Annotated in this window: 20 protein-coding genes; 13 read left to right on the top strand and 7 right to left on the bottom strand. The window is 69.4% G+C overall.

Going from position 1 to position 18,131, the window contains the following annotated elements:
• Positions 1-68 precede the first annotated feature (68 nt).
• Positions 69-611 carry a molybdopterin adenylyltransferase gene (gene mog, locus C9E82_RS04475; RefSeq protein WP_119897175.1) on the bottom strand — a complete coding sequence of 181 codons (543 nt, stop codon included), beginning with the start codon at positions 609-611 and terminating at the stop codon, positions 69-71.
• The gene (locus C9E82_RS04470) at positions 611-1,837 is read right to left on the bottom strand and encodes an argininosuccinate synthase (RefSeq protein WP_119897174.1); all 1,227 of its coding nucleotides are present in this window, start codon (positions 1,835-1,837) and stop codon (positions 611-613) included. The genes mog and C9E82_RS04470 overlap by 1 nt, the downstream gene beginning before the upstream one ends.
• 188 nt (positions 1,838-2,025) lie before the next feature.
• On the opposite strand from C9E82_RS04470, the gene ilvA reads away from it, so the two are divergent.
• Positions 2,026-3,273 (top strand): threonine ammonia-lyase IlvA, encoded by a 1,248-nt coding sequence (gene ilvA / locus C9E82_RS04465; RefSeq protein WP_122449202.1) that lies wholly within the window; start codon positions 2,026-2,028, stop codon positions 3,271-3,273.
• 16 nt (positions 3,274-3,289) lie between these two features.
• Here the strand turns inward: ilvA and C9E82_RS04460 are convergent, their stop codons facing one another.
• Positions 3,290-3,646 carry an Hpt domain-containing protein gene (locus C9E82_RS04460; RefSeq protein WP_119896781.1) on the bottom strand — a complete coding sequence of 119 codons (357 nt, stop codon included), beginning with the start codon at positions 3,644-3,646 and terminating at the stop codon, positions 3,290-3,292.
• Between the two features lie 147 nt (positions 3,647-3,793).
• On the opposite strand from C9E82_RS04460, the gene C9E82_RS04455 reads away from it, so the two are divergent.
• Positions 3,794-5,059 carry a PP2C family protein-serine/threonine phosphatase gene (locus C9E82_RS04455; protein ID WP_244935994.1) on the top strand — a complete coding sequence of 422 codons (1,266 nt, stop codon included), beginning with the start codon at positions 3,794-3,796 and terminating at the stop codon, positions 5,057-5,059.
• Positions 5,060-5,182: 123 nt separating this feature from the next.
• Here C9E82_RS04455 and C9E82_RS04450 read toward each other — a convergent pair whose 3' ends face one another.
• Positions 5,183-5,629 (bottom strand): NUDIX domain-containing protein, encoded by a 447-nt coding sequence (locus C9E82_RS04450; RefSeq protein ID WP_119896765.1) that lies wholly within the window; start codon positions 5,627-5,629, stop codon positions 5,183-5,185.
• A gap of 175 nt (positions 5,630-5,804) precedes the next feature.
• On the opposite strand from C9E82_RS04450, the gene hslO reads away from it, so the two are divergent.
• The 6 genes from hslO to C9E82_RS04420 are packed head-to-tail and all read left to right on the top strand — an operon-like array spanning position 5,805 to position 12,251.
• A complete protein-coding gene (gene hslO / locus C9E82_RS04445; RefSeq protein WP_119896764.1) occupies positions 5,805-6,839 on the top strand; it encodes an Hsp33 family molecular chaperone HslO in 1,035 nt (344 codons plus the stop codon).
• Positions 6,836-7,432 (top strand): NUDIX hydrolase, encoded by a 597-nt coding sequence (locus tag C9E82_RS04440; RefSeq protein WP_119896763.1) that lies wholly within the window; start codon positions 6,836-6,838, stop codon positions 7,430-7,432. The genes hslO and C9E82_RS04440 overlap by 4 nt, the downstream gene beginning before the upstream one ends.
• Complete coding sequence (locus C9E82_RS04435) at positions 7,429-8,598, top strand: CCA tRNA nucleotidyltransferase (protein WP_420849796.1); 1,170 nt, start codon at positions 7,429-7,431, stop codon at positions 8,596-8,598. The genes C9E82_RS04440 and C9E82_RS04435 overlap by 4 nt, the downstream gene beginning before the upstream one ends.
• Entirely contained in the window at positions 8,595-10,439 is a 1,845-nt protein-coding gene (locus tag C9E82_RS04430; protein ID WP_119896762.1) for an ABC transporter ATP-binding protein, read from the top strand. Before C9E82_RS04435 ends, C9E82_RS04430 begins: the two co-directional genes overlap by 4 nt.
• Positions 10,436-11,683, top strand: a complete 1,248-nt coding sequence (locus C9E82_RS04425; RefSeq protein ID WP_119896761.1) for a class I SAM-dependent RNA methyltransferase — start codon at positions 10,436-10,438, stop codon at positions 11,681-11,683. The genes C9E82_RS04430 and C9E82_RS04425 overlap by 4 nt, the downstream gene beginning before the upstream one ends.
• 43 nt (positions 11,684-11,726) lie before the next feature.
• Complete coding sequence (locus tag C9E82_RS04420; protein ID WP_420849795.1) at positions 11,727-12,251, top strand: L,D-transpeptidase family protein; 525 nt, start codon at positions 11,727-11,729, stop codon at positions 12,249-12,251.
• 72 nt (positions 12,252-12,323) lie between these two features.
• On the opposite strand, the gene dalA is transcribed toward C9E82_RS04420, so the two are convergent.
• Entirely contained in the window at positions 12,324-12,863 is a 540-nt protein-coding gene (gene dalA, locus C9E82_RS04415) for a divisome-associated lipoprotein DalA (protein WP_119896760.1), read from the bottom strand.
• 231 nt (positions 12,864-13,094) lie between these two features.
• Between dalA and C9E82_RS04410 the strand changes: the two genes are divergently transcribed.
• Complete coding sequence (locus C9E82_RS04410) at positions 13,095-13,727, top strand: L,D-transpeptidase (protein ID WP_119896759.1); 633 nt, start codon at positions 13,095-13,097, stop codon at positions 13,725-13,727.
• Positions 13,728-13,833: 106 nt separating this feature from the next.
• Positions 13,834-14,262 (top strand): HIT family protein, encoded by a 429-nt coding sequence (locus C9E82_RS04405; RefSeq protein WP_119896778.1) that lies wholly within the window; start codon positions 13,834-13,836, stop codon positions 14,260-14,262.
• An 18-nt stretch (positions 14,263-14,280) separates the two neighbouring features.
• Here the strand turns inward: C9E82_RS04405 and hemH are convergent, their stop codons facing one another.
• Positions 14,281-15,309, bottom strand: a complete 1,029-nt coding sequence (hemH, locus tag C9E82_RS04400; RefSeq protein ID WP_119896758.1) for a ferrochelatase — start codon at positions 15,307-15,309, stop codon at positions 14,281-14,283.
• Between the two features lie 2 nt (positions 15,310-15,311).
• Positions 15,312-16,151, bottom strand: coding sequence for a methyltransferase domain-containing protein (locus C9E82_RS04395; RefSeq protein ID WP_119896757.1), 840 nt, complete (start codon positions 16,149-16,151; stop codon positions 15,312-15,314).
• On the opposite strand from C9E82_RS04395, the gene C9E82_RS04390 reads away from it, so the two are divergent.
• The 3 genes from C9E82_RS04390 to C9E82_RS04380 are packed head-to-tail and all read left to right on the top strand — an operon-like array spanning position 16,150 to position 18,120.
• Entirely contained in the window at positions 16,150-16,920 is a 771-nt protein-coding gene (locus tag C9E82_RS04390; RefSeq protein WP_240643420.1) for a ComF family protein, read from the top strand. The genes C9E82_RS04395 and C9E82_RS04390 overlap by 2 nt on opposite strands.
• Positions 16,921-16,954: 34 nt before the next feature.
• Entirely contained in the window at positions 16,955-17,230 is a 276-nt protein-coding gene (gene grxC, locus C9E82_RS04385; RefSeq protein WP_119896756.1) for a glutaredoxin 3, read from the top strand.
• A 50-nt stretch (positions 17,231-17,280) separates the two neighbouring features.
• Complete coding sequence (locus C9E82_RS04380) at positions 17,281-18,120, top strand: carbon-nitrogen hydrolase family protein (RefSeq protein WP_119896776.1); 840 nt, start codon at positions 17,281-17,283, stop codon at positions 18,118-18,120.
• Positions 18,121-18,131: the final 11 nt, after the last annotated feature.

Here is an 18,131-nt window from a genome sequence, read left to right as displayed (position 1 = left end):
TGGACAACGAAGAAGCCCGCTGCTTCTCTGTTGTCCAAATACCCATGCGACCGAAACCGCCGGGCGCGTCAGGCGCCCTTGGGGCGGAACGCCTCGATACGGTTCGGGTCGGTCTCGATCCGGGCGGCGCCGATCAGGTCGAGGCAATAGGGCACCGCGGCGAAGACCGCATCGAGGCAGGTGGCAATGGCGGCGGGCTTGCCCGGCAGGGTGATGATCAGCGTCGCGTCGCGGATCACCGCCGTCTGGCGCGACAGGATCGCGGTCGGGACCTCGGCCAGCGAGGCGCGGCGCATCTCCTCGCCGAAGCCGGGCAGTTCCTTCTCGGCCACGTCCATCACCGCTTCGGGCGTCTGGTCGCGCGGCGCCGGGCCGGTGCCGCCGGTCACCAGGATCAGGTCGGTGCCGTCCTCGACCAGTTCGCGCAGCCGCGCGGCGACGCCCTCGCGGCCGTCGGGGATGATGTGGCGGGCGATCTCGACCGGAGAGGTCACGGTTTCGCGCAGCCAGGCCTCGGCGCCGGGGCCGCCCTTGTCCTCGTAGATGCCGGCGGCCGCGCGGTCGCTGACGGTGACGATGGCGATGCGGGCGGTCCGGCGCTGCCCGTCCATCACTTGAACCGCGCGTTGCGGTTCGCCACCAGTTTCAGGCGCAGCGCGTTCAGCCTGATGAAGCCCGCCGCGTCCTTCTGGTCATAGGCGCCGGCGTCATCCTCGAAGGTGACGTGCCTTTCGCTGTAGAGCGAATGATCCGACCAGCGGCCCACCGTGTTGACGCTGCCCTTGTAGAGCTTCAGCCGCACCGTGCCCGACACATGTTCCTGCGACTTGTCGATCAGCGCCTGCAGCATCTCGCGCTCGGGCGAGAACCAGAAGCCGTTGTAGATCAGTTCGGCATAGCGCGGCATCAGGCTGTCCTTCAGGTGCCCCGCGCCGCTGTCCAGGGTGATCTGCTCGATGCCGCGATGCGCCTCCAGCAGGATCGTGCCGCCCGGCGTCTCGTAGATGCCGCGCGACTTCATGCCGACGAAGCGGTTTTCCACGAAATCCAGCCGGCCGATGCCGTGCCTGCGGCCGTATTCGTTCAGGTCGGTCAGGATCGTGGCGGGCGACAGCGCCTGCCCGTTGATCGCGACCGCGTCGCCGCGTTCGAAGGTCACCTCGATATATTCGGGCGTGTCGGGCGCCTCCTCGGGGGAAACCGTGCGCTGATAGACGTAGTCGGGCGCCTCGACCGCCGGGTCTTCCAGCGCCTTGCCCTCGCTGGAGGTGTGCAGCAGGTTCGCATCGACGCTGAAGGGCGCCTCGCCGCGCTTGTCCCTGGCGATGGGGATCTGGTTCTGTTCCGCGAATTCGATCAGCCTGGTGCGCGAGGTCAGGTCCCATTCCCGCCAGGGCGCGATCACCTTGATCGAGGGGTCCAGCGCATAGGCCGACAGCTCGAACCGCACCTGGTCGTTGCCCTTGCCGGTCGCGCCATGGGCCACGGCATCGGCGCCATGCGCATGGGCCAGCTCCACCAGCCGCTTCGAGATCAGCGGCCGCGCGATCGAGGTGCCCAGCAGGTAGAGCCCTTCGTAGAGCGCATTGGCGCGGAACATCGGGAAGACGAAATCGCGCACGAATTCCTCGCGCAGGTCCTCGATATGGATGTTCTCGGGGCGGATGCCCAGCATCTCGGCCTTGGCGCGCGCCGGCTCCAGTTCCTCGCCCTGGCCCAGGTCGGCGGTGAAGGTGATGACCTCGCAGCCATATTCGGTCTGCAGCCATTTCAGGATGATCGAGGTGTCGAGCCCGCCCGAATAGGCAAGGACGACTTTCTTCGGCGCGTCGGACATGCGGATGACCCTTCATCGAGTTTTCGCAGGGAATAGGCGCAATCGCGACCGGTCACAAGAGGAACGGCCCCCTGCCGGCCGCGGCGTGGCCCGAAACCCGCGCGGGTTTCGGGATCGTCCCTGCGATGGGCGCGGCCCGGCCGGGTTTCTCTTGCCAATCCCGCGCTTTCGCGGCATGGGCTTGCCGCATGGAAAACTTTGTCGCCTCCGTCTCCCGAGCCGAGGCCGCGCTTCGCGACCTGTTCGAGCCCACGCCACTGCAGCGCAATGACCATCTGTCGGCGAAATACGGCGCCGACATCTGGCTCAAGCGCGAGGACCTGACGCCGGTGCGCAGCTACAAGCTGCGCGGCGCCTTCAATGCCATGCGCAAGCTGGTCGGCGACGCCCCCGGCAGCAACGCGCATTTCGTCTGCGCCAGCGCCGGCAACCACGCCCAGGGCGTGGCCTATGCCTGCCGTCATTTCGGCGCCCGCGGCACGATCTTCATGCCGGTGACGACGCCGCAGCAGAAGATCGACAAGACCCGGACCTTTGGGGGCGAAGCGATCGAGATCGTGCTGACCGGCGACTATTTCGACCAGACGCTGGCGGCCGCGCAGGCCTTTTCGGCCGACCAGGGCGCGCAGTTCCTGTCGCCCTTCGACGCCCCCGACATCATCGAGGGCCAGGCGACGGTCGGGCAGGAAATGTTGGCCCAGATGGGGCGCGCCCCGGATCTGGTGGTGCTTCCGGTGGGCGGCGGCGGGCTGGCGGCGGGGGTCACGCGGTATTTCGCCGAGGAGGCGCCCGAGACGCGCTTTGCCTTTGCCGAACCGCTTGGCGGCGCCAGCCTGCAGGCCGCGCTGCAATCGGGCGCGCCGGTGGCGCTGCCCGCCGTGGACAGCTTCGTCGACGGCGCCGCGGTGGCGCGGATCGGCGCCCTGCCCTTCGAGGTGCTGCGGCGCTTCCGCCCCGCCGATGTCCACCTGGCCCCCGAGGACCGGATCTGCATCACCATGCTGGAGATGCTGAACACCGAGGGCGTGGTGCTGGAACCCGCCGGCGCATTGGCGCTGGACGTGCTGCGGGATCTGGACCAGATCGAGGGCAAGACGGTGATCTGCGTCTGTTCGGGCGGTAATTTCGACTTCGAGCGTCTGCCCGAAGTCAGGGAGCGCGCGCAGCGCTTTGCCGGGCTGAAGAAATATTTCGTCCTGCGGATGCCGCAGCGTCCCGGCGCCCTGCGCGATTTCCTGCAGCTGCTGGGCCCGCATGACGACATCGCGCGTTTCGAATACCTGAAGAAATCCGCGCGCAACTTCGGCTCGGTCCTGATCGGGATCGAAACCACCGCGCCGGAAAACCTGACCACGCTGAAGCAGCGGCTGGACCAGGCCGGCTTCGCCTATCGCGACATCACCGTGGACGAGATTCTGTCGGAACTGCTGGTCTGACACGGCGGCTTCCCGATCAGGCCGCGCCGATATCGCGGATGAGGTCGGGGCCGACCGCATGGGCCAGGTCGCGCAGGAAGATCTGCTTCGAGCGTGCATAGCAGCCGCGCAGCCGGTCGAGACAGACGGCCTGCGGCATCCTGCGGGCCAGCGCGGTCTCGGCGTCCCGGCAAAGCGCGGCCAGCCCGGAAAAACCCAGGTTGGCCGCGCTGCCGCGGATGAAATGCAGGTCGTCCGCCAGCTTCGCCGGATCCGCGGCCTGCAGCCGCATCACCACCACCTCGACCTCGTCCAGAAAAAGCTCCAGCAGCGGCCCGAATTCGGCCGCCCCCACCTCGTCGCGCAATTGCACGACCCTGCCCCAGTCAATCATCTCGAATCCCTGCATCCGGAATCACATCCGGCCCCCTTGCTAGCAGCGCGATGTTACCGAAGGCTTAAGCCCGGCCAGCCGTCGCGCTTTACCGGTTCTTTACCGCCCGCCTGCTAGAAGACGGGCATGAAAGCGCCGAATCGATCCTTGCAGACCCGTCAGAGGCAGCGGCCCGCCCCGCCGCGGCGGGTCCTGCTGGTCGATGACAGCCGCGCGCAGCGGCAGGTCTTCGCCATCCAGCTGCGCCGCGCGGGCTATGAGGTCAGCGAGGCCGGATCGGGGTTCGAGGCGCTGGAGATCTGCAAGGCGCAAGAGCCCGATTTCGTGATCTCGGACTGGGTCATGCCGCAGCTCTCGGGCCCGGAACTCTGCCAGCGGTTCCGCGCCCTAGACCGCAACAAATACGGCTATTTCATCCTGCTGACCTCGAATTCCGACAGCGCCGACATCTCCGCCGGGCTGGCGGCGGGGGCGGATGACTTCCTGATCAAGCCGGTCTCGGGCCCCGAGCTTCTGGCCCGGCTCAGCGCCGGGGAACGGATGCTGCGCATCGAGGAGGAACTGCGCAGCAGCAACGACATGCTGCGGGCGACCCTGGAACGGCTGCACGAGGCGCAGGAGGCGATGGAGCGCGACCTGTGCGAGGCCCGCAAGCTGCAGCAGGGGCTGGTGCGCGAACGCAGCGGCCGGTTCGGGCATCACGAATTGTCGCTGCTGCTGCGGCCCGCAGGACATATCGGCGGCGACCTGGTCGGCTTCTTCCCGATCGGCGCCGACCGGGTCGGCATCTACGCGCTGGACGTCTCGGGCCACGGGGTCACGGCGGCGCTGCTGACCGCGCAGCTGTCGGTCCACCTTTCCGGCTCGGCGGACCAGAATGTCGCGCTGCGCGCGGCGCAGATGGGCCATGACGCCGTCAATCCCGCCGCGCTGGCGCAGTTCTTCAACAACATGATGCTCGAGGAGATGACGACCGACACCTATTTCACCATGATCTATGCCGACCTGAACCATGTGACCGGCGCGCTCAGCATGGTCCAGGCCGGCCATCCCCACCCGGTCCTGCAACGCGCCGACGGACGGATCGAGCGGATCGGCAATGGCGGCATGCCCGTCGGGGTCATCGAGAAGCCGATCTTCGACGAGATCTCGCTGACCCTGAATCCGGGCGACCGGCTGCTGATCACCTCGGACGGGCTGATCGAGGCCACGAACCCCGCCGGCCGGTTGCTGGGCGAGGAAGGGCTGGACGCGATCATGCGCACCAATGCCTTCCTGACCGGCCATGCCTTCCTGGAATCCATGGCCTGGTCGGTCTCGGAATATTGCCGGGGCGAGCGGCTGGACGACATCTCCGCCGTGCTGATCGAGCACCGCGCCGCCGCCGAGACCGTTCCGATACGGCATCGCTGAGGCCGGCATCGATGCCCCGGATTCCTCGGAACCGCCGAAGCAGGGCCCGGCCGCTTCCGTCGCATGGGTATTTGGACAACAGAGAAGCAGCGGATTTCTTCGTTGCACAAATACCCGAAAGACTCAGCCGAAGAGGCGCAGCGCCCGCCGCAGCATCGCGCGCGATCCCGGATCGGCCAGCAGCTCCATCGCCCGGTCCGGCCCGACCCAATGGGCGCTGTGGCCGGGCTCGGAGGGCGGACCCTGTCGGCACAGCGGGCGCGCCAGCCAGACCGAGCAGATCTTTTCGGCGAAGATGTCATAGTCGGGCATGAAGCAGAAGCGGCGATAGGTTCCGATCAGGCGCGGCCGGGCGATGCTCCAGCCGGTCTCTTCCGCGACCTCGCGATGCAATGCCCGAACCGCCCCCTCGCCCGGATCGAGGCCGCCGCCGGGCAGCTGGAACTCGGGTTCGGGCGCCTCCTGGAAGGTCAGCAGGATCCGGCCGTCGCGGATCAGGACCGCATAGGCGCCGGGCCGCCTGCGATAGCTGCGCCCCGGCTGCGGGGGCGATCCGAAACGGGGCGTCATGGGCTCTCCGGCGGCTGGTATCAGGATCCGGGCCAGTGCTAGCGCGTCGGCGCGGCGGCGAAAAGGGCCGGCATCGGCTGTCGGGCAGCCGCCCCCTTGGGATCGCCGGGGAATGGACTATATTGGGGCCAACCCGGCCGATGCCCCGCGCGGCCAAGCAGATTCAGGGAAGACGATGAGCAAGATCAACCAGATCGCCTGGGACGATACGGTCCTGCCGTTCCAGCTGGACCGTTCCTCGATCCGCGGCCGCGTCGCGCGGCTGGACGGCGTGCTGGACCATATCCTGTCGCGCCACGACTATCCGGCCGCCGTCAGCGCATTGGTGGCCGAGCTGGCGCTCCTGGCCGCGCTGATCGGCCCGACCGTCAAGCTGCGCTGGAAGCTGAGCCTGCAGGTGCGCGGCAACGGTGCCGTGCGCACCATCGCCACCGACTATTACGCCCCCGAATCGGACGGCGCCCCGGCCCGCATCCGCGCCTGGGCCAGCTTCGACCAGGACCGGCTGGACGACCGCCCGCCCTTCGAACAGATCGGCGAGGGGTATTTCGCCATCCTGATCGACCAGGGCGCGGGCAGCACGCCCTATCAGGGGATCACCCCGCTTGCCGGCGGGTCGCTGTCGACCTGCGCGCAGACCTATTTCGCCCAGTCCGAACAATTGCCGACCCGTTTCCAGCTGGCCAGCGGCCGCTCGCAGCTGACCGGGCAGCCCGAGCATTGGCGGGCGGGCGGCGTGATGCTGCAGACCCTGCCGGCCCAGCCGATGTCGCCCGCCGAGGGCGGCAGCGGCGAAGGCGGCCTGATCGAGGCCGCCGACATCCTGCAGGGCGCCGAATCCGAGGACTGGAACCGCGCAAACCTGCTGCTGGACACGGTCGAGACTCTGGAGCTGATCGGCCCCACGGTCGGCCCCACCGACCTGCTGCTGCGGCTGTTCCACGAGGAGACGCCGCGCGTCTTCGACCCGCAGCGGGTGGAATTCGGCTGTTCCTGCACCTCGGACCGGGTACGCGGCACCCTGTCGATCTATTCGGCCAAGGACATTGCGCATATGACCACCGAGGCCGGCATCGTCACCGCCGATTGCCAGTTCTGCGGCGCGCATTACGAATTCGACCCCCGAAGCCTGGGCTTCGAGGCGACCCTGGACGCCAACGGCCAGCCGCTGGAGGGTGACGGCGGCGCGCAGGACAGGGCGGCCGAGTGACCCCCGCCTGGTCCGAGGAGAAGCTGCGTCAGGCCCTGTCGATCCCGGCGGGGCCCAGTTCGGATTTCGACCTGAATCCGGAAAGCGCGCCCGCCCCGGCGGCGCCGCTGCGGCCGGCCGGCGTTCTGGCGGCCTTCCACCAGGATGACGGCCGGCTGGTCCTGACCAAGCGCGCCTCGGGGCTGCGCCATCATCCGGGCCAGATCGCCCTGCCCGGCGGCAAGGTCGATCCGGGCGACGCGGGCGAGCTTGCCGCCGCCCTGCGCGAGGCCCGCGAAGAGGTCGGGCTGGACCCCGCGCAGGTCGAGGTGATCGGGCAATTGTCGCCGCATCGCACCGTCACCGGCTTTTCGGTCACGCCGGTCCTGGGCATCATCCGCGGGCCCTTCACCCCGGTCGCCGAACCCGGCGAGGTCGAGGAGGTCTTCACCCTGCCCTTTGCCCATATCGCCGATCCCGGCCGCTACCGGATCGAGCGGCGGCGCTGGCTTGGCGGCTGGCGCAGCTATTATGTGGCGCCCTGCGGCCCCTATTACCTGTGGGGCGCCACCGCGCGGATGCTGCTGGAACTGGCCAGAAGGCTGGGGTCGTGACCCGGCTGCCCGCCCATATCCTGCAGGATTCGGCGCTGCAGGCGGTGTTGGACATGCTGGAGGGGGCCGGCCACCGCGCCCTGCTGGTCGGCGGCGCGGTCCGGAACGCGCTGCTGGGCCAGCCGGTCGAGGATATCGACATCGCCACCGATGCCCGGCCCGAACAGGTGGCCGATCTGGCCCGCGACGCCGGGCTGAAGCCGGTGCCGACGGGGATCGAGCATGGCACGATCACCGTGGTCTCGGGCGGGCATGGCTTCGAGGTCACGACCTTCCGCCGCGACGTGGAGACCGATGGCCGCCGCGCCGTGGTGGCCTTTTCCGACGATATCGGCGAAGACGCGCGGCGCCGCGACTTTACCATGAACGCGCTTTACGCGACCCGCGACGGCGCGGTTCTGGACCCGGTCGGCGGCCTGCCCGACCTGGCGGCGCGGCGGCTGCGCTTCGTGGGCCGGCCCGAGCAGCGCATCCGCGAGGATTACCTGCGCATCCTGCGTTTCTTCCGCTTCCTGGCCTGGTATGGGCGCGATGCGGACACCGATGCGCTGCAGGCCTGCGCCGCGCTGGCCCCCGGCCTTGCGCGCATCGCGCATGAGCGGATCGGGGCCGAGTTCCGCAAGCTGCTGGCCGCCCCCGATCCTGCGCCCTCGGTCGCGCTGATGCAGGACGCCGGCATCCTGGCGCGGGTCCTGCCCGGCGCCGAGGCCGGCACCCTGCCCGCCCTGGTCGCGGCCGAGCGCGACGCCGGGGCCGGCCCGGACTGGCCGCGGCGCCTGGCGGCGCTTGGCGCCGAGGATCCGCAGGCGGCATTGCGACTGTCGCGCGACGACGCCCGCCGCCAGGCGGCGCTGGCCGGGGCGCTGGCATCGAACTGGTCGCTGGACGAGGCGGGCTATCGCCTGGGCCTGCCCGCCGCGCGCGACCATGCGCTGATCCTCGCGGCGCGGGGCATGGCGCTGCCGACCGACTGGCCCGAGCGGCTGGAACGCGCCGCCTCGGCAAGACTGCCCATTGCGGCGGGCGCGCTGATGGGGCAGTTGCAGGGTCCGGCGCTGGGTCGCGGGCTGAAGGCGGCCGAACAGGCCTGGATCGACAGTGGCTTCACCCTGCCGCCCTCTGCCCTGATCGAGGCGGCGATGCGCGCCGGCGAGGAGGAGAGATGAGCCTGCACGCACGTTTCGGACGCATGGTCGATGCCTTCCGCCCCGCGGAAGGCCCGCCGCCGGACAGGCTGCTGGCCTTCTTCCGCTGGTGCCTGTCGGGCGCCTGGCGGGGGCTTGCGGTCGCCGGGCTGGCCTCGGCCATCGGCGGGGTCGCGGATGTCGTCTCGGCCATGCTGCTGGGCCTTGTGGTCGATGCCGTCGCCTCGACCGCGCCCGCCGACCTGTGGGCCGAGCATGGGCTGCTGTTCGCGGGCTTCGCGAGCTTCTTCCTGGTCGTCCGGCCGGCGATCTTCGGCTTCTCGACCGCCAGTTCCAATGTCATCATCGGCCCGAACGTGCTGCCCTTGGTGCTGTCGCGGCTGCATCGCTGGACCATGGGCCAGTCGGTCAGCTTCTTCGACAACGATTTCGCCGGGCGGCTGGCGCAGAAGCAGATGCAGACCGCCCGCGCCGTCACCGATGTCGCCTCGGAAACGGTCAATACCGTGACCTATGCGCTGGCCTCGGTCATCGGCTCGGCCGCCTTCCTGATCTCGGTCGACGGCTGGGGCTCGGTCGCGCTGGTCGTCTGGCTGCTGGCCTATCTGGGGCTGATCCGCTTCTTCCTACCCCGCATCCGCTCGAAATCCGGGGCGCGCGCCTCGGCCCGCGCGATGATCACCGGGCAGGTCGTGGACACCATCACCAACATCAAGACCGTGAAGCTGTTCGCCCATGCCAGCCACGAGGACCGCGCGGCGCTTGGCGCCATGGCGGGCTTTCGCGAACGCGCGCTGGATTTCGGCATCGTCTCGACCTGGTTCCGCCTGTCCCTGATGTTCATCGCGGGCGTCTTGCCGGTGGTCCTGGTCGGCGGCACCATCCTTCTGTGGCGCGAGGGGCTGGCCACGGCGGGCGACATCGCCGCCTCGGGCGCGATCGCGCTGCGCCTGTCGCAGATGACCGGCTGGGTCAGCATGGCGCTGATGAGCATCTGGGGCAGCATCGGCGAGGTCGAGGACGGCATGAGGACGCTGTCGCCGCCGCACAGCCTGACCGATGCGCCGGGCGCGCTGGAGCTGGACCAGATCGCCGGCCGGGTCGAGTTCAGCGATGTCGGCTTCAGCTATGGCCGCGGCGAGGGCGGCATCCGCAACCTGAACCTGACCATCCAGCCGGGCCAGAAGATCGGCATCGTCGGCGCCTCGGGGGCGGGGAAATCGACGCTGGTGGCGCTGCTTCTGCGGCTCTACGACGTCGAGACCGGGGCGATCCGCGTCGATGGCCACGACCTGCGCGGCGTCACGCAGGAAAGCCTGCGCCGCCAGATCGGCATGGTCACGCAGGAAACCGCGATGTTCAACCGCTCGGCCCGCGACAACATCCTCTATGGCCGCCCCGGCGCGTCCGAGGAAGAGGTGATCGCCGCCGCCAAGGCCGCCGAGGCGCATGAGTTCATCCTGGGGCTGAAGGATTACGCCGGGCGCACCGGCTATGACGCGCATCTGGGCGAACGCGGCGTGCGGCTGTCGGGCGGGCAGCGCCAGCGGATCGCGCTGGCCCGCGCCTTCCTGAAGGACGCGCCGATCCTGGTGCTGGACGAGGCGACCAGCGCCCTGGACAGCGAAATCGAGGCGCAGGTGCAGGAGGCGCTGGCCCGCGTGATGCGCGGCAAGACGGTGCTGGCCATCGCCCACCGCCTGTCCACCATCGCCGAGCTGGACCGGATCGTCGTCATGGAGGCCGGGCAGATCGTCGAGCAGGGCTCGCACGAGGAATTGCTGGCCAGGGGCGGGCTTTACGCACGTTACTGGAACCGGCAGTCGGGCGGTTTCCTGGGCACCGAAGAGGCCGCCGAGTGAGCCTTTGGCGGATCGAGCGGCTGGGACGGCGCGGCGACGGCGTGGCCATCGGCGCGGCCGGGCGGGCCCTGGCGCCGCTGACCCTGCCCGGCGAGGAGATCGAGGGCGAGGCCGAGGACGGGCGCATCGCCGCGCCGCGCATCCTGGCACCCTCGCCCGACCGGGTGCGGCCGGTCTGCGCCCATTACCGCGCCTGCGGCGGCTGTTCGCTGATGCACGCCTCGGATGCCTTCACCACCGGCTGGAAGCGGCAGGTGGTCGAGGCCGCGTTGGCCGCGCAGGGGCTGCAGGCGCAGGTGGCGGGGGTGCATGTCTCGCCGCCGCGCTCGCGCCGGCGGGCGATGCTGTCGGGGCGGCGCACGAAGAAGGGCGCGCTGCTGGGCTTTCACGCCCGCGCCTCGGACGTGATCGTGGACCTGGCGGATTGCCATGTGCTGCGCCCGGAAATCACCGCCGCCCTGCCGCTCTTGCGCCGGATCGTGGCCGCCGGCGCCTCGCGCGCGGCCGAGCTTTCGCTGACCGTCATCCATGGCCCCGAGGGGCTGGACGTCGCGGTCACGGGCGGCAAGCCGATGGAGCCGGCGCTGTTCCAGGCGCTGGCCGGGCTGGCGGCCGAGGGCGATCTGGCCCGGCTGGACTGGGACGGCCAGACCCTGACCCGCCGCGCCCCCGCCCTGCCGATGGGGCGCGCCCGCGTCGTGCCGCCGCCGGGTGCCTTTCTGCAGGCCACGGCCGAGGGCGAGGCCGCGCTGGTCGCGGCCGTGCGCGACATCACCGGCGGCGCCACGCGGATCGCGGATCTGTTCGCGGGCTGCGGCACCTTCAGCCTGCCGCTGGCCGCGCAGGCGCAGGTCCACGCGGTCGAGGGACTGGCCGCGCCGCTGGCGGCGCTGGATGCCGGATGGCGCGCGGCAGGGGGATTGCAGCGAATCGTGACCGAGACCCGCGACCTGGCCCGGCGCCCGCTGCTGGCCGACGAACTGGCGGCATTTGACGCAATCGTGATCGACCCGCCCCGTGCGGGGGCCGAGGCGCAGGCCCGTGAAATCGCTGCCTCGCAGGTGCCGAAACTGGCCTTCGTCGCCTGCGATCCGGTCAATTTCGCAAGGGATGCGCGGATTCTGGCCGATGGCGGCTATCGGCTGAGCCGGCTTTTCGTGGTCGATCAGTTCCGCTGGTCGCCGCATGTCGAGACCGTTGCCGAATTCGTGAAAATCTGGCCACAGGCCCCTGTTTCGTGGTAATTATCCGTCCATAAAAAGCCGACAAAAACCCCCTGAGGCAGTGATGATCGACCGACGCCATTTCTCTTTGATGACGCTTGCCGCGCTGGCGGCCTGCAGCAAGAAACCCGCACCGGCGCCGCGCCCGCAATTCAAGACCTATTCCGGCCCTCCGGTCACGCAGGTCGTGGTCAACAAGGGCACCCGCCGGATGCACCTGGTCAGCGGCAGCTCGGTGCTGAAATCCTATGATGTCGGGCTGGGCAACCAGCCGATCGGGCACAAGCAGTTCGAGGGCGACGGCAGGACGCCGGAAGGCATGTATTTCATCGACCGCTTCAACCCGCGCAGCCGCTATCACCTGTCGGTGGGCGTCTCCTACCCGAACGATCGCGACCGGGCCTATGCCGAGGCGCTGCGGCGTCATCCGGGCGGCGATATCTTCATTCATGGCCGCGGCCCCGAGGGCAATGCGCTGGCGCCCAGGAATCGCGACTGGACCGCAGGCTGCATCGCCGTCACCGACGAGGAGATCGAAGAGGTCTATGCCATGGTCAATACCGGCGTGCCGATCATGATCTACGCCTGACCGCGGCGACGCGCTTGCAATGGAAGGCCCCGGACAAGCCCTGATCGGCGGTCCGGGGCCTTTTCCTGCCGCTCAGCCGCCGCTCAGCAATGTCCACCAGACCTTGCCCGAGGGCTCCTGGTACCAGGCGAAGCCCAGGTCGCGGGCGCTGGAATCCATGATGACGTCGCGCGTCTCGCGCGTGGACATCCAGGCGCTGAGGGTCTGCAGGTCGGTCTCGTAGCTTTCCGAGATGTTCTCGCCCAGGAGCTTGCCGTAATAGCCCTGGCGCCGCGCGCGATCCAGCGGCGACGACCCGTCCGAACCCCAGTGCCAGGCCCGGTTCTGCGCCGACATGTCGCGCGAATGCATCAGCGCCGCGGCGGTCAGCTGCGGGTTCAGCGTCAGCGGCGACAGCCCGATATTCGAGCGCAGCAGGTTGACCTGCTGCAGCACCCGCACCGGAATTTCGGCGGCTTCCCGTTCGTCGATCCGATAGCCCGCCCCTGCCGGCAGGGGCTGTTCCTCGGCGCCCGTCTGCGGCGGCAGCTGCGGCGCCAGATGCGGTGCATAGGACTGACATGCCGCAAGACCCAGCACCGAAAGCGCCGCGACCATCCTGAATTTCGTCATTCCTGCGCCATCCCTCGTCAGCGTTTTCCCAATGGCATAGCGAATGGCACCCCGCGCTTCAAACGCAACTATGCGTGAAGGACACATATCACGCGTAATCTGTTGCCATGACACGAGTTTGAATTGATGCGATTCGCCGCCGGGATTATGGATTCGGGGTCCCGCACAGGTATGGCGGAGCAGTCAAGACCGCCCCGCAAGAGCGGTCACGTGGACGAAGGGCATGTATCGATGAGCGATGAACCTGTCTTCAATCGCCGGGCCTTCCTGGGTTCGGCAGCGGCGCTGGGGGCGGCCGGCATGGCCGTGCCCGCCTGGGCGCAGCAATATCAGTACGACCCTTACGGCGCGCAGGCGCCGGATGCGGGCATGGCGGCGCAGCCCGCGGTGGGCGGCGGTCCGCAGCACAACATCTCCAGCTTCCGGATGCAGGACTGGCGGCCCTATTTCGACAACCTGACCAATGGCGCGATCCTGTGCGACATGACCTCGCGCGCGGTGCATTACTGGTCCGAGGACGAAAGCACCTACCGGCTCTATCCCTCGTCGATCCCGGTCAGCGAGGACCTGACCCGCACCGGCCGCACCGAGATCATCAAGAAGGTCGAGGGCCCCAGCTGGGCGCCCACGCCCGAGATGAAGAAGCGCAATCCCGAATGGCCCGATTTCGTGCCGCCGGGGCCGGACAACCCGCTTGGCACCCATGCGCTGTGGCTGAGCTGGCAATATTACCGCATCCACGGCACGCATGACACGCGCAAGATCGGCCGCCGTTCCTCGAACGGCTGCATCGGGCTCTATAACGAACACATCAAGGAACTCTACGATCTGACCAGGATCGGCACGCAGGTGCTGCTGATCTGACCCGAGGCGAAGGGGCCGCGCGGCCCCTTTCCCCGGACGCTCTGGACGGGGCCGGCGCCGATGGCTAGGCTTGGCGGAAACGCTGGATCGGACGGGATTTTTCCAGATGGACGACTGCCTTTTCTGCCGGATCGCCCGCAACGAGATCCCGGCCCATGTGGTCTACGAGGATGACGAGATCCTTGCCTTCCTGGACCTGCATCCGATCCGCCCCGGCCACAGCCTGGTGATCCCCAAGCAGCACCATGTCTGGTTCGAGGACCTGCCGCCCGACCTGGCCGCCCGCATCACCACCTGCGCGCAGCAGCTGGCGCGGCACATGAAGCGGATCTATCGGGTCGAGCGCGTCGGCTTCTTCTATACCGGCATCCACGTCCCCCATGCCCATGCGCATGTGGTGCCGATGCATCACAACCACGACGTTTCCTCGCAGGCCTATCTGCTGGACGGTGCCGGCGGCTTTTCCGCCCCGCCGCAACTGCCGGCCGAGGAAAACCGCCGCATCGCGCAGGACCTGTCGGCGGCCTTCGCCTGACAGGCCCGCCCGCGGGCGTCAGACCCAGCCGCCGATATTGTCGCGCACGACGTTCAGCATCACCTCGATATGGGCCGGGTCGTCGTTCAGGCAGGGGATATAGGTGAAGCCCTTGCCCCCGGCATGTTCGAAGCTCTCGCGGATCTCGCCGTTGATCTCCTCCAGCGTCTCGATGCAGTCGGCGGCGAAGGCGGGCGAGATCACGGCGATGTCGGTGATGCCGGCGCGGGCCAGTTCGGCCACATGCTCGACCGTATAGGGGCGCAGCCATTCCTCGGTGCCGAAGACCGACTGGAAGGTGGTGTCGATGATCCCGTCCTCCCAGCCCAGCCGCTCCTTCAGCAGGCGCGAGGTCTTCTGGCACTGGCAATGATAGGGATCGCCCTCGGTCAGGTAGCGTTTGGGCATCCCGTGATAGGAGGCGACCAGCTTGGCGGGTTTTTTGCCCTCCAGCGCCCGCTCGACCGAGGCGGCCAGCGCGTCGATATAGTCGGGCCGGTCGAAATAGGGATCGCAGGTACGGACCGAGGGCTGCCATTTCTGCGCCATCAGCGCGCGGAACAGCTGGTCGTTGGCGGTGGCCGAGGTCGCGCCCGCATATTGCGGATAAAGCGGCAGGAAGACGATGCGCCGGCAGCCCGCCTCGACCATCCGCTCCAGCACGTCCTGCGTCGAAGGGTTGCCGTAGCGCATGCAGAACTCGACCATGACCCGGTCGCCCCATTCCTCCTGCGCTCGCGCCCGCAGCGCCGCCGCCTGGTCGCGGGTGATGGTCATCAGCGGGCTTTCGTTCCGCTCCTCGTTCCAGATCAGCTTGTAGTTCGCGCCCGAGGTGAAGGGCCGCTTGGTCAGGATGATGCCCTGCAGCAGCGGCTGCCATTTCCAGGCCGGATAGTCGATCACCCGCCTGTCGGACAGGAATTCGTTCAGATAGCGCCGCATCGACCAGTAGTCATAGCCGTCGGGCGTGCCCAGGTTGGCGATCAGGATGCCGGTCTTGGCTTCGGGGATCCGGGGGTGGTCGGCAGGCGCTTTGGCTGGCGTCATGTTCAGTCTCTGTTTCTCAACTCGTTCAGCGCCTCGGCCAGGCTTTTCTGGGCCGAACCGGGGCGGAGAGGTTTCTGCTGCGACTCGGAAGGCGCCCAGCCCGTCAGGAAGACCAGATCGAAGCTGGCGCGGATACGGGACGGATCGTCGCGGTCGGCATGGTTCTCGGCCATGATCCGGGCGGCGCGGGCAAAGACCGCGCGCCGGGTCGGGCGGCGCAGGCGCGCGGCCATCGCATTGCCCTCGCCCATGGCGCGCAGGTCGCGGGCCAGGTGGAACAGGTCGCGATAGCTGGCCTGCTGGGTGATCTGGTCGGCCACCGGCAGCGCCAGCCCGGCGCGGTGCAGAAGCGCGCCCAGGTCGCGGATCTCGCCCATCGGCAGGATGCGCGGCGACAGCCCGCCGGTCACTTCGGCCTCGGCCTGGGCCAGGGCGGCGCGCGCTTCGTGCAGGGTCTGGCCGCCGAAGCAGACGCCGAGGAACAGGCCGTCCTCGCGCAGGGCGCGCGCGGATTGCACGATCTGGCCCACCGGGTCCTCGGCCCAGTGCAGCGCCAGGGCGTGGATCACCAGGTCATGCGCGCCGGCCCGCAGGTCCAGCACCGGATCGTCGGCCACCACCCTCGCCCCCGGCACCAGCCCGGACCACAGCGCGGGAAAGCCCGTCACCACGGCGGGCGCCGTAAACGTCCTGTTAATCTCGGCCAGCCTATCCTGGATCTCGGCGGCGGCGAATCGATGCAGCACATCGGCCAGCCCGGAGCTGACCGCGCGGGCGCGATTGCGCAGCAGCGCCTCGCGGTCGGTCATCAGGGGGCGGCCGGTAGCAGGAGGAATGTTCATGGCTGTGCAACATAGGGGGCTTCGCGGCGCGATGAAAGCGGCCTTGCGGCTGCTTTATCCGCCGCAATGCCTGGGCTGCGGCCAGCCGGTGGCGGGGTCTGATGCGGGCGCGGTCGCGCTGTGTCCCGACTGCTGGCGCGAGACGCGCTTCATCACCGGCGCCGCCTGCGGGCGCTGCGGCGTGCCCCTGCCCGACGACGGCAGCGGCGCCGGGGACGATTCGCTGGTCTGCGACGACTGCCTGCGAATCGAACGGCCCTGGCGGCGCGGGCGGGCGGCGCTGGTCTATGCGGGGACCGGGCGGCGCATGGTGCTGGCGCTGAAACATGGCGACCGGCCGGACATGGCGCCGCACCTCGCCGCCTGGCTGGCGCGGGCGGCGGCGCCGCTGGTCCGGCCCGGCATGGTGGTGGCGCCGGTGCCGCTGCACCTGCTGCGGCTGATGAAGCGGCGCTACAACCAGGCGGCGCTGCTGTCGGGGCCGCTGGCCAGGGCGCGCGGGCTGACCCATCTGCCGGACCTCTTGACCCGCAGCCGCCACACGCCGGGGCAGGATCATCGCGACCTGGCCGGGCGGATGGCCAATCTGGAGGGCGCGCTTGCCGTGAACCCGCGCCGGCTGGCCGCGATCGAGGGGCGGGCGGTGCTGCTGGTCGACGACGTCATGGCCTCGGGCGCGACGATGACCCATGCCGCGCAGGCGCTGCTGGCCGCGGGTTCGGGCCCGGTCTCGGTCGCGGTGCTGGCGCGGGCGGTCAAGGATGACTAGATAGGAAGGGCTCCCATCACCAGACAGGACCGCCATGACCACCACCCCCCGTGTCGAGATCTATGCCACCCAGACCTGCCCCTTCTGTCACCGCGCCAAGGCGCTGCTGGCGCGCAAGGGCATCGCCTTCGACGAGATCGACGTCGGCGCCCAGCCCGAGCGGCGGGCCGAGATGATCCAGCGCGCCCATGGCCGCCGCACCGTCCCGCAGATCTTCATCGGCGGGCAGCATGTCGGCGGCAGCGACGATCTTCAGGCGCTGGAGGATGCGGGCAAGCTGGCGCCGCTGCTGGCAGGCAGCCCGGCATGAGCGGACCGGGCGCCGAGCGGCCGTCGGCCCGGCCGCCATTCCCCGACCGGCTGGACGTGGCGCTGATCCAGCTGACGGTCGGCGACGATCCGCGGGAAAACCTGCCCGCGACCGTCGCGCTGATCCGCCAGGCGGCGGCGCAGGGCGCGCAAGTGGTGCTGACGCCCGAGGCCACCAACCTGCTGTCGCCCGACCGTGCCCGGCAGCGCGAGGTGCTGCGCCCCGAGGCCGAGGACGAAACCCTGGCCGCCCTGCGCGCCGAGGCAAGCGCGGCCGGGATCTGGCTGCTGATCGGGTCCCTGGCGCTGAAGGCCGACGACCCGGTCGAGGACCGCTTCGTCAACCGCAGCTTCCTGATCGCGCCCGATGGCGGCATCGCCGCGCGCTATGACAAGCTGCACATGTTCGATGTCGCGATTTCCAAGGCCGAGACCTTCCGCGAAAGCGCCGCCTATCGCCCCGGCGCCCGCGCGGTCCTGGCGCAGGGGCCGGTGCCCCTCGGGCTCAGCGTCTGCTATGACCTGCGCTTCCCGCATCTCTACCGGGCGCTGGCGCAGGCGGGGGCGCGGATCCTGACCGTGCCCGCCGCCTTCAGCCCCACGACCGGCGCCGCCCATTGGGAGGTGCTGCTGCGCGCCCGCGCGATCGAGACCGGCTGCTTCGTGCTGGCGCCGGCGCAATGCGGCACCCATCCGGCGCCGCATTCGCCCGGACGGCCCCCGCGCCGCAGCCACGGCCATTCGCTTGTCGTCGATCCCTGGGGAAAGGTCCTGGCCGATGCGGGTGTTACGCCAGGTTTGACGATGGTCCGTCTTGACCTGGGGGCGGTTGACGGGGCACGGTCCCGCATCCCTTCGCTGACCCATGACCGCGCCTTCGACGGCCCCTGATCCGATACCCC

The organism is Paracoccus sigandri (assembly GCF_003709565.1).
GTDB lineage: Bacteria > Pseudomonadota > Alphaproteobacteria > Rhodobacterales > Rhodobacteraceae > Paracoccus > Paracoccus siganidrum.
Note: the sequence above shows the minus strand (reverse complement) of the source record. Positions and strands in the feature narration are given on the sequence as shown.

Excerpts from the sequence above, each read along its gene's own strand:
- mog (WP_119897175.1), bottom strand. The coding sequence starts at position 611 with ATGGACGGGCAGCGCCGGACCGCCCGCATCGCCATCGTCACCGTCAGC.
- C9E82_RS04470 (WP_119897174.1), bottom strand. The coding sequence starts at position 1,837 with ATGTCCGACGCGCCGAAGAAAGTCGTCCTTGCCTATTCGGGCGGGCTC.
- ilvA (WP_122449202.1), top strand. The coding sequence starts at position 2,026 with ATGGAAAACTTTGTCGCCTCCGTCTCCCGAGCCGAGGCCGCGCTTCGC.
- C9E82_RS04460 (WP_119896781.1), bottom strand. The coding sequence starts at position 3,646 with ATGATTGACTGGGGCAGGGTCGTGCAATTGCGCGACGAGGTGGGGGCG.
- C9E82_RS04450 (WP_119896765.1), bottom strand. The coding sequence starts at position 5,629 with ATGACGCCCCGTTTCGGATCGCCCCCGCAGCCGGGGCGCAGCTATCGC.
- hslO (WP_119896764.1), top strand. The coding sequence starts at position 5,805 with ATGAGCAAGATCAACCAGATCGCCTGGGACGATACGGTCCTGCCGTTC.
- C9E82_RS04430 (WP_119896762.1), top strand. The coding sequence starts at position 8,595 with ATGAGCCTGCACGCACGTTTCGGACGCATGGTCGATGCCTTCCGCCCC.
- C9E82_RS04420 (WP_420849795.1), top strand. The coding sequence starts at position 11,727 with ATGATCGACCGACGCCATTTCTCTTTGATGACGCTTGCCGCGCTGGCG.
- dalA (WP_119896760.1), bottom strand. The coding sequence starts at position 12,863 with ATGACGAAATTCAGGATGGTCGCGGCGCTTTCGGTGCTGGGTCTTGCG.
- C9E82_RS04410 (WP_119896759.1), top strand. The coding sequence starts at position 13,095 with ATGAGCGATGAACCTGTCTTCAATCGCCGGGCCTTCCTGGGTTCGGCA.
- C9E82_RS04405 (WP_119896778.1), top strand. The coding sequence starts at position 13,834 with ATGGACGACTGCCTTTTCTGCCGGATCGCCCGCAACGAGATCCCGGCC.
- hemH (WP_119896758.1), bottom strand. The coding sequence starts at position 15,309 with ATGACGCCAGCCAAAGCGCCTGCCGACCACCCCCGGATCCCCGAAGCC.
- C9E82_RS04390 (WP_240643420.1), top strand. The coding sequence starts at position 16,150 with ATGGCTGTGCAACATAGGGGGCTTCGCGGCGCGATGAAAGCGGCCTTG.
- C9E82_RS04395 (WP_119896757.1), bottom strand. The coding sequence starts at position 16,151 with ATGAACATTCCTCCTGCTACCGGCCGCCCCCTGATGACCGACCGCGAG.
- grxC (WP_119896756.1), top strand. The coding sequence starts at position 16,955 with ATGACCACCACCCCCCGTGTCGAGATCTATGCCACCCAGACCTGCCCC.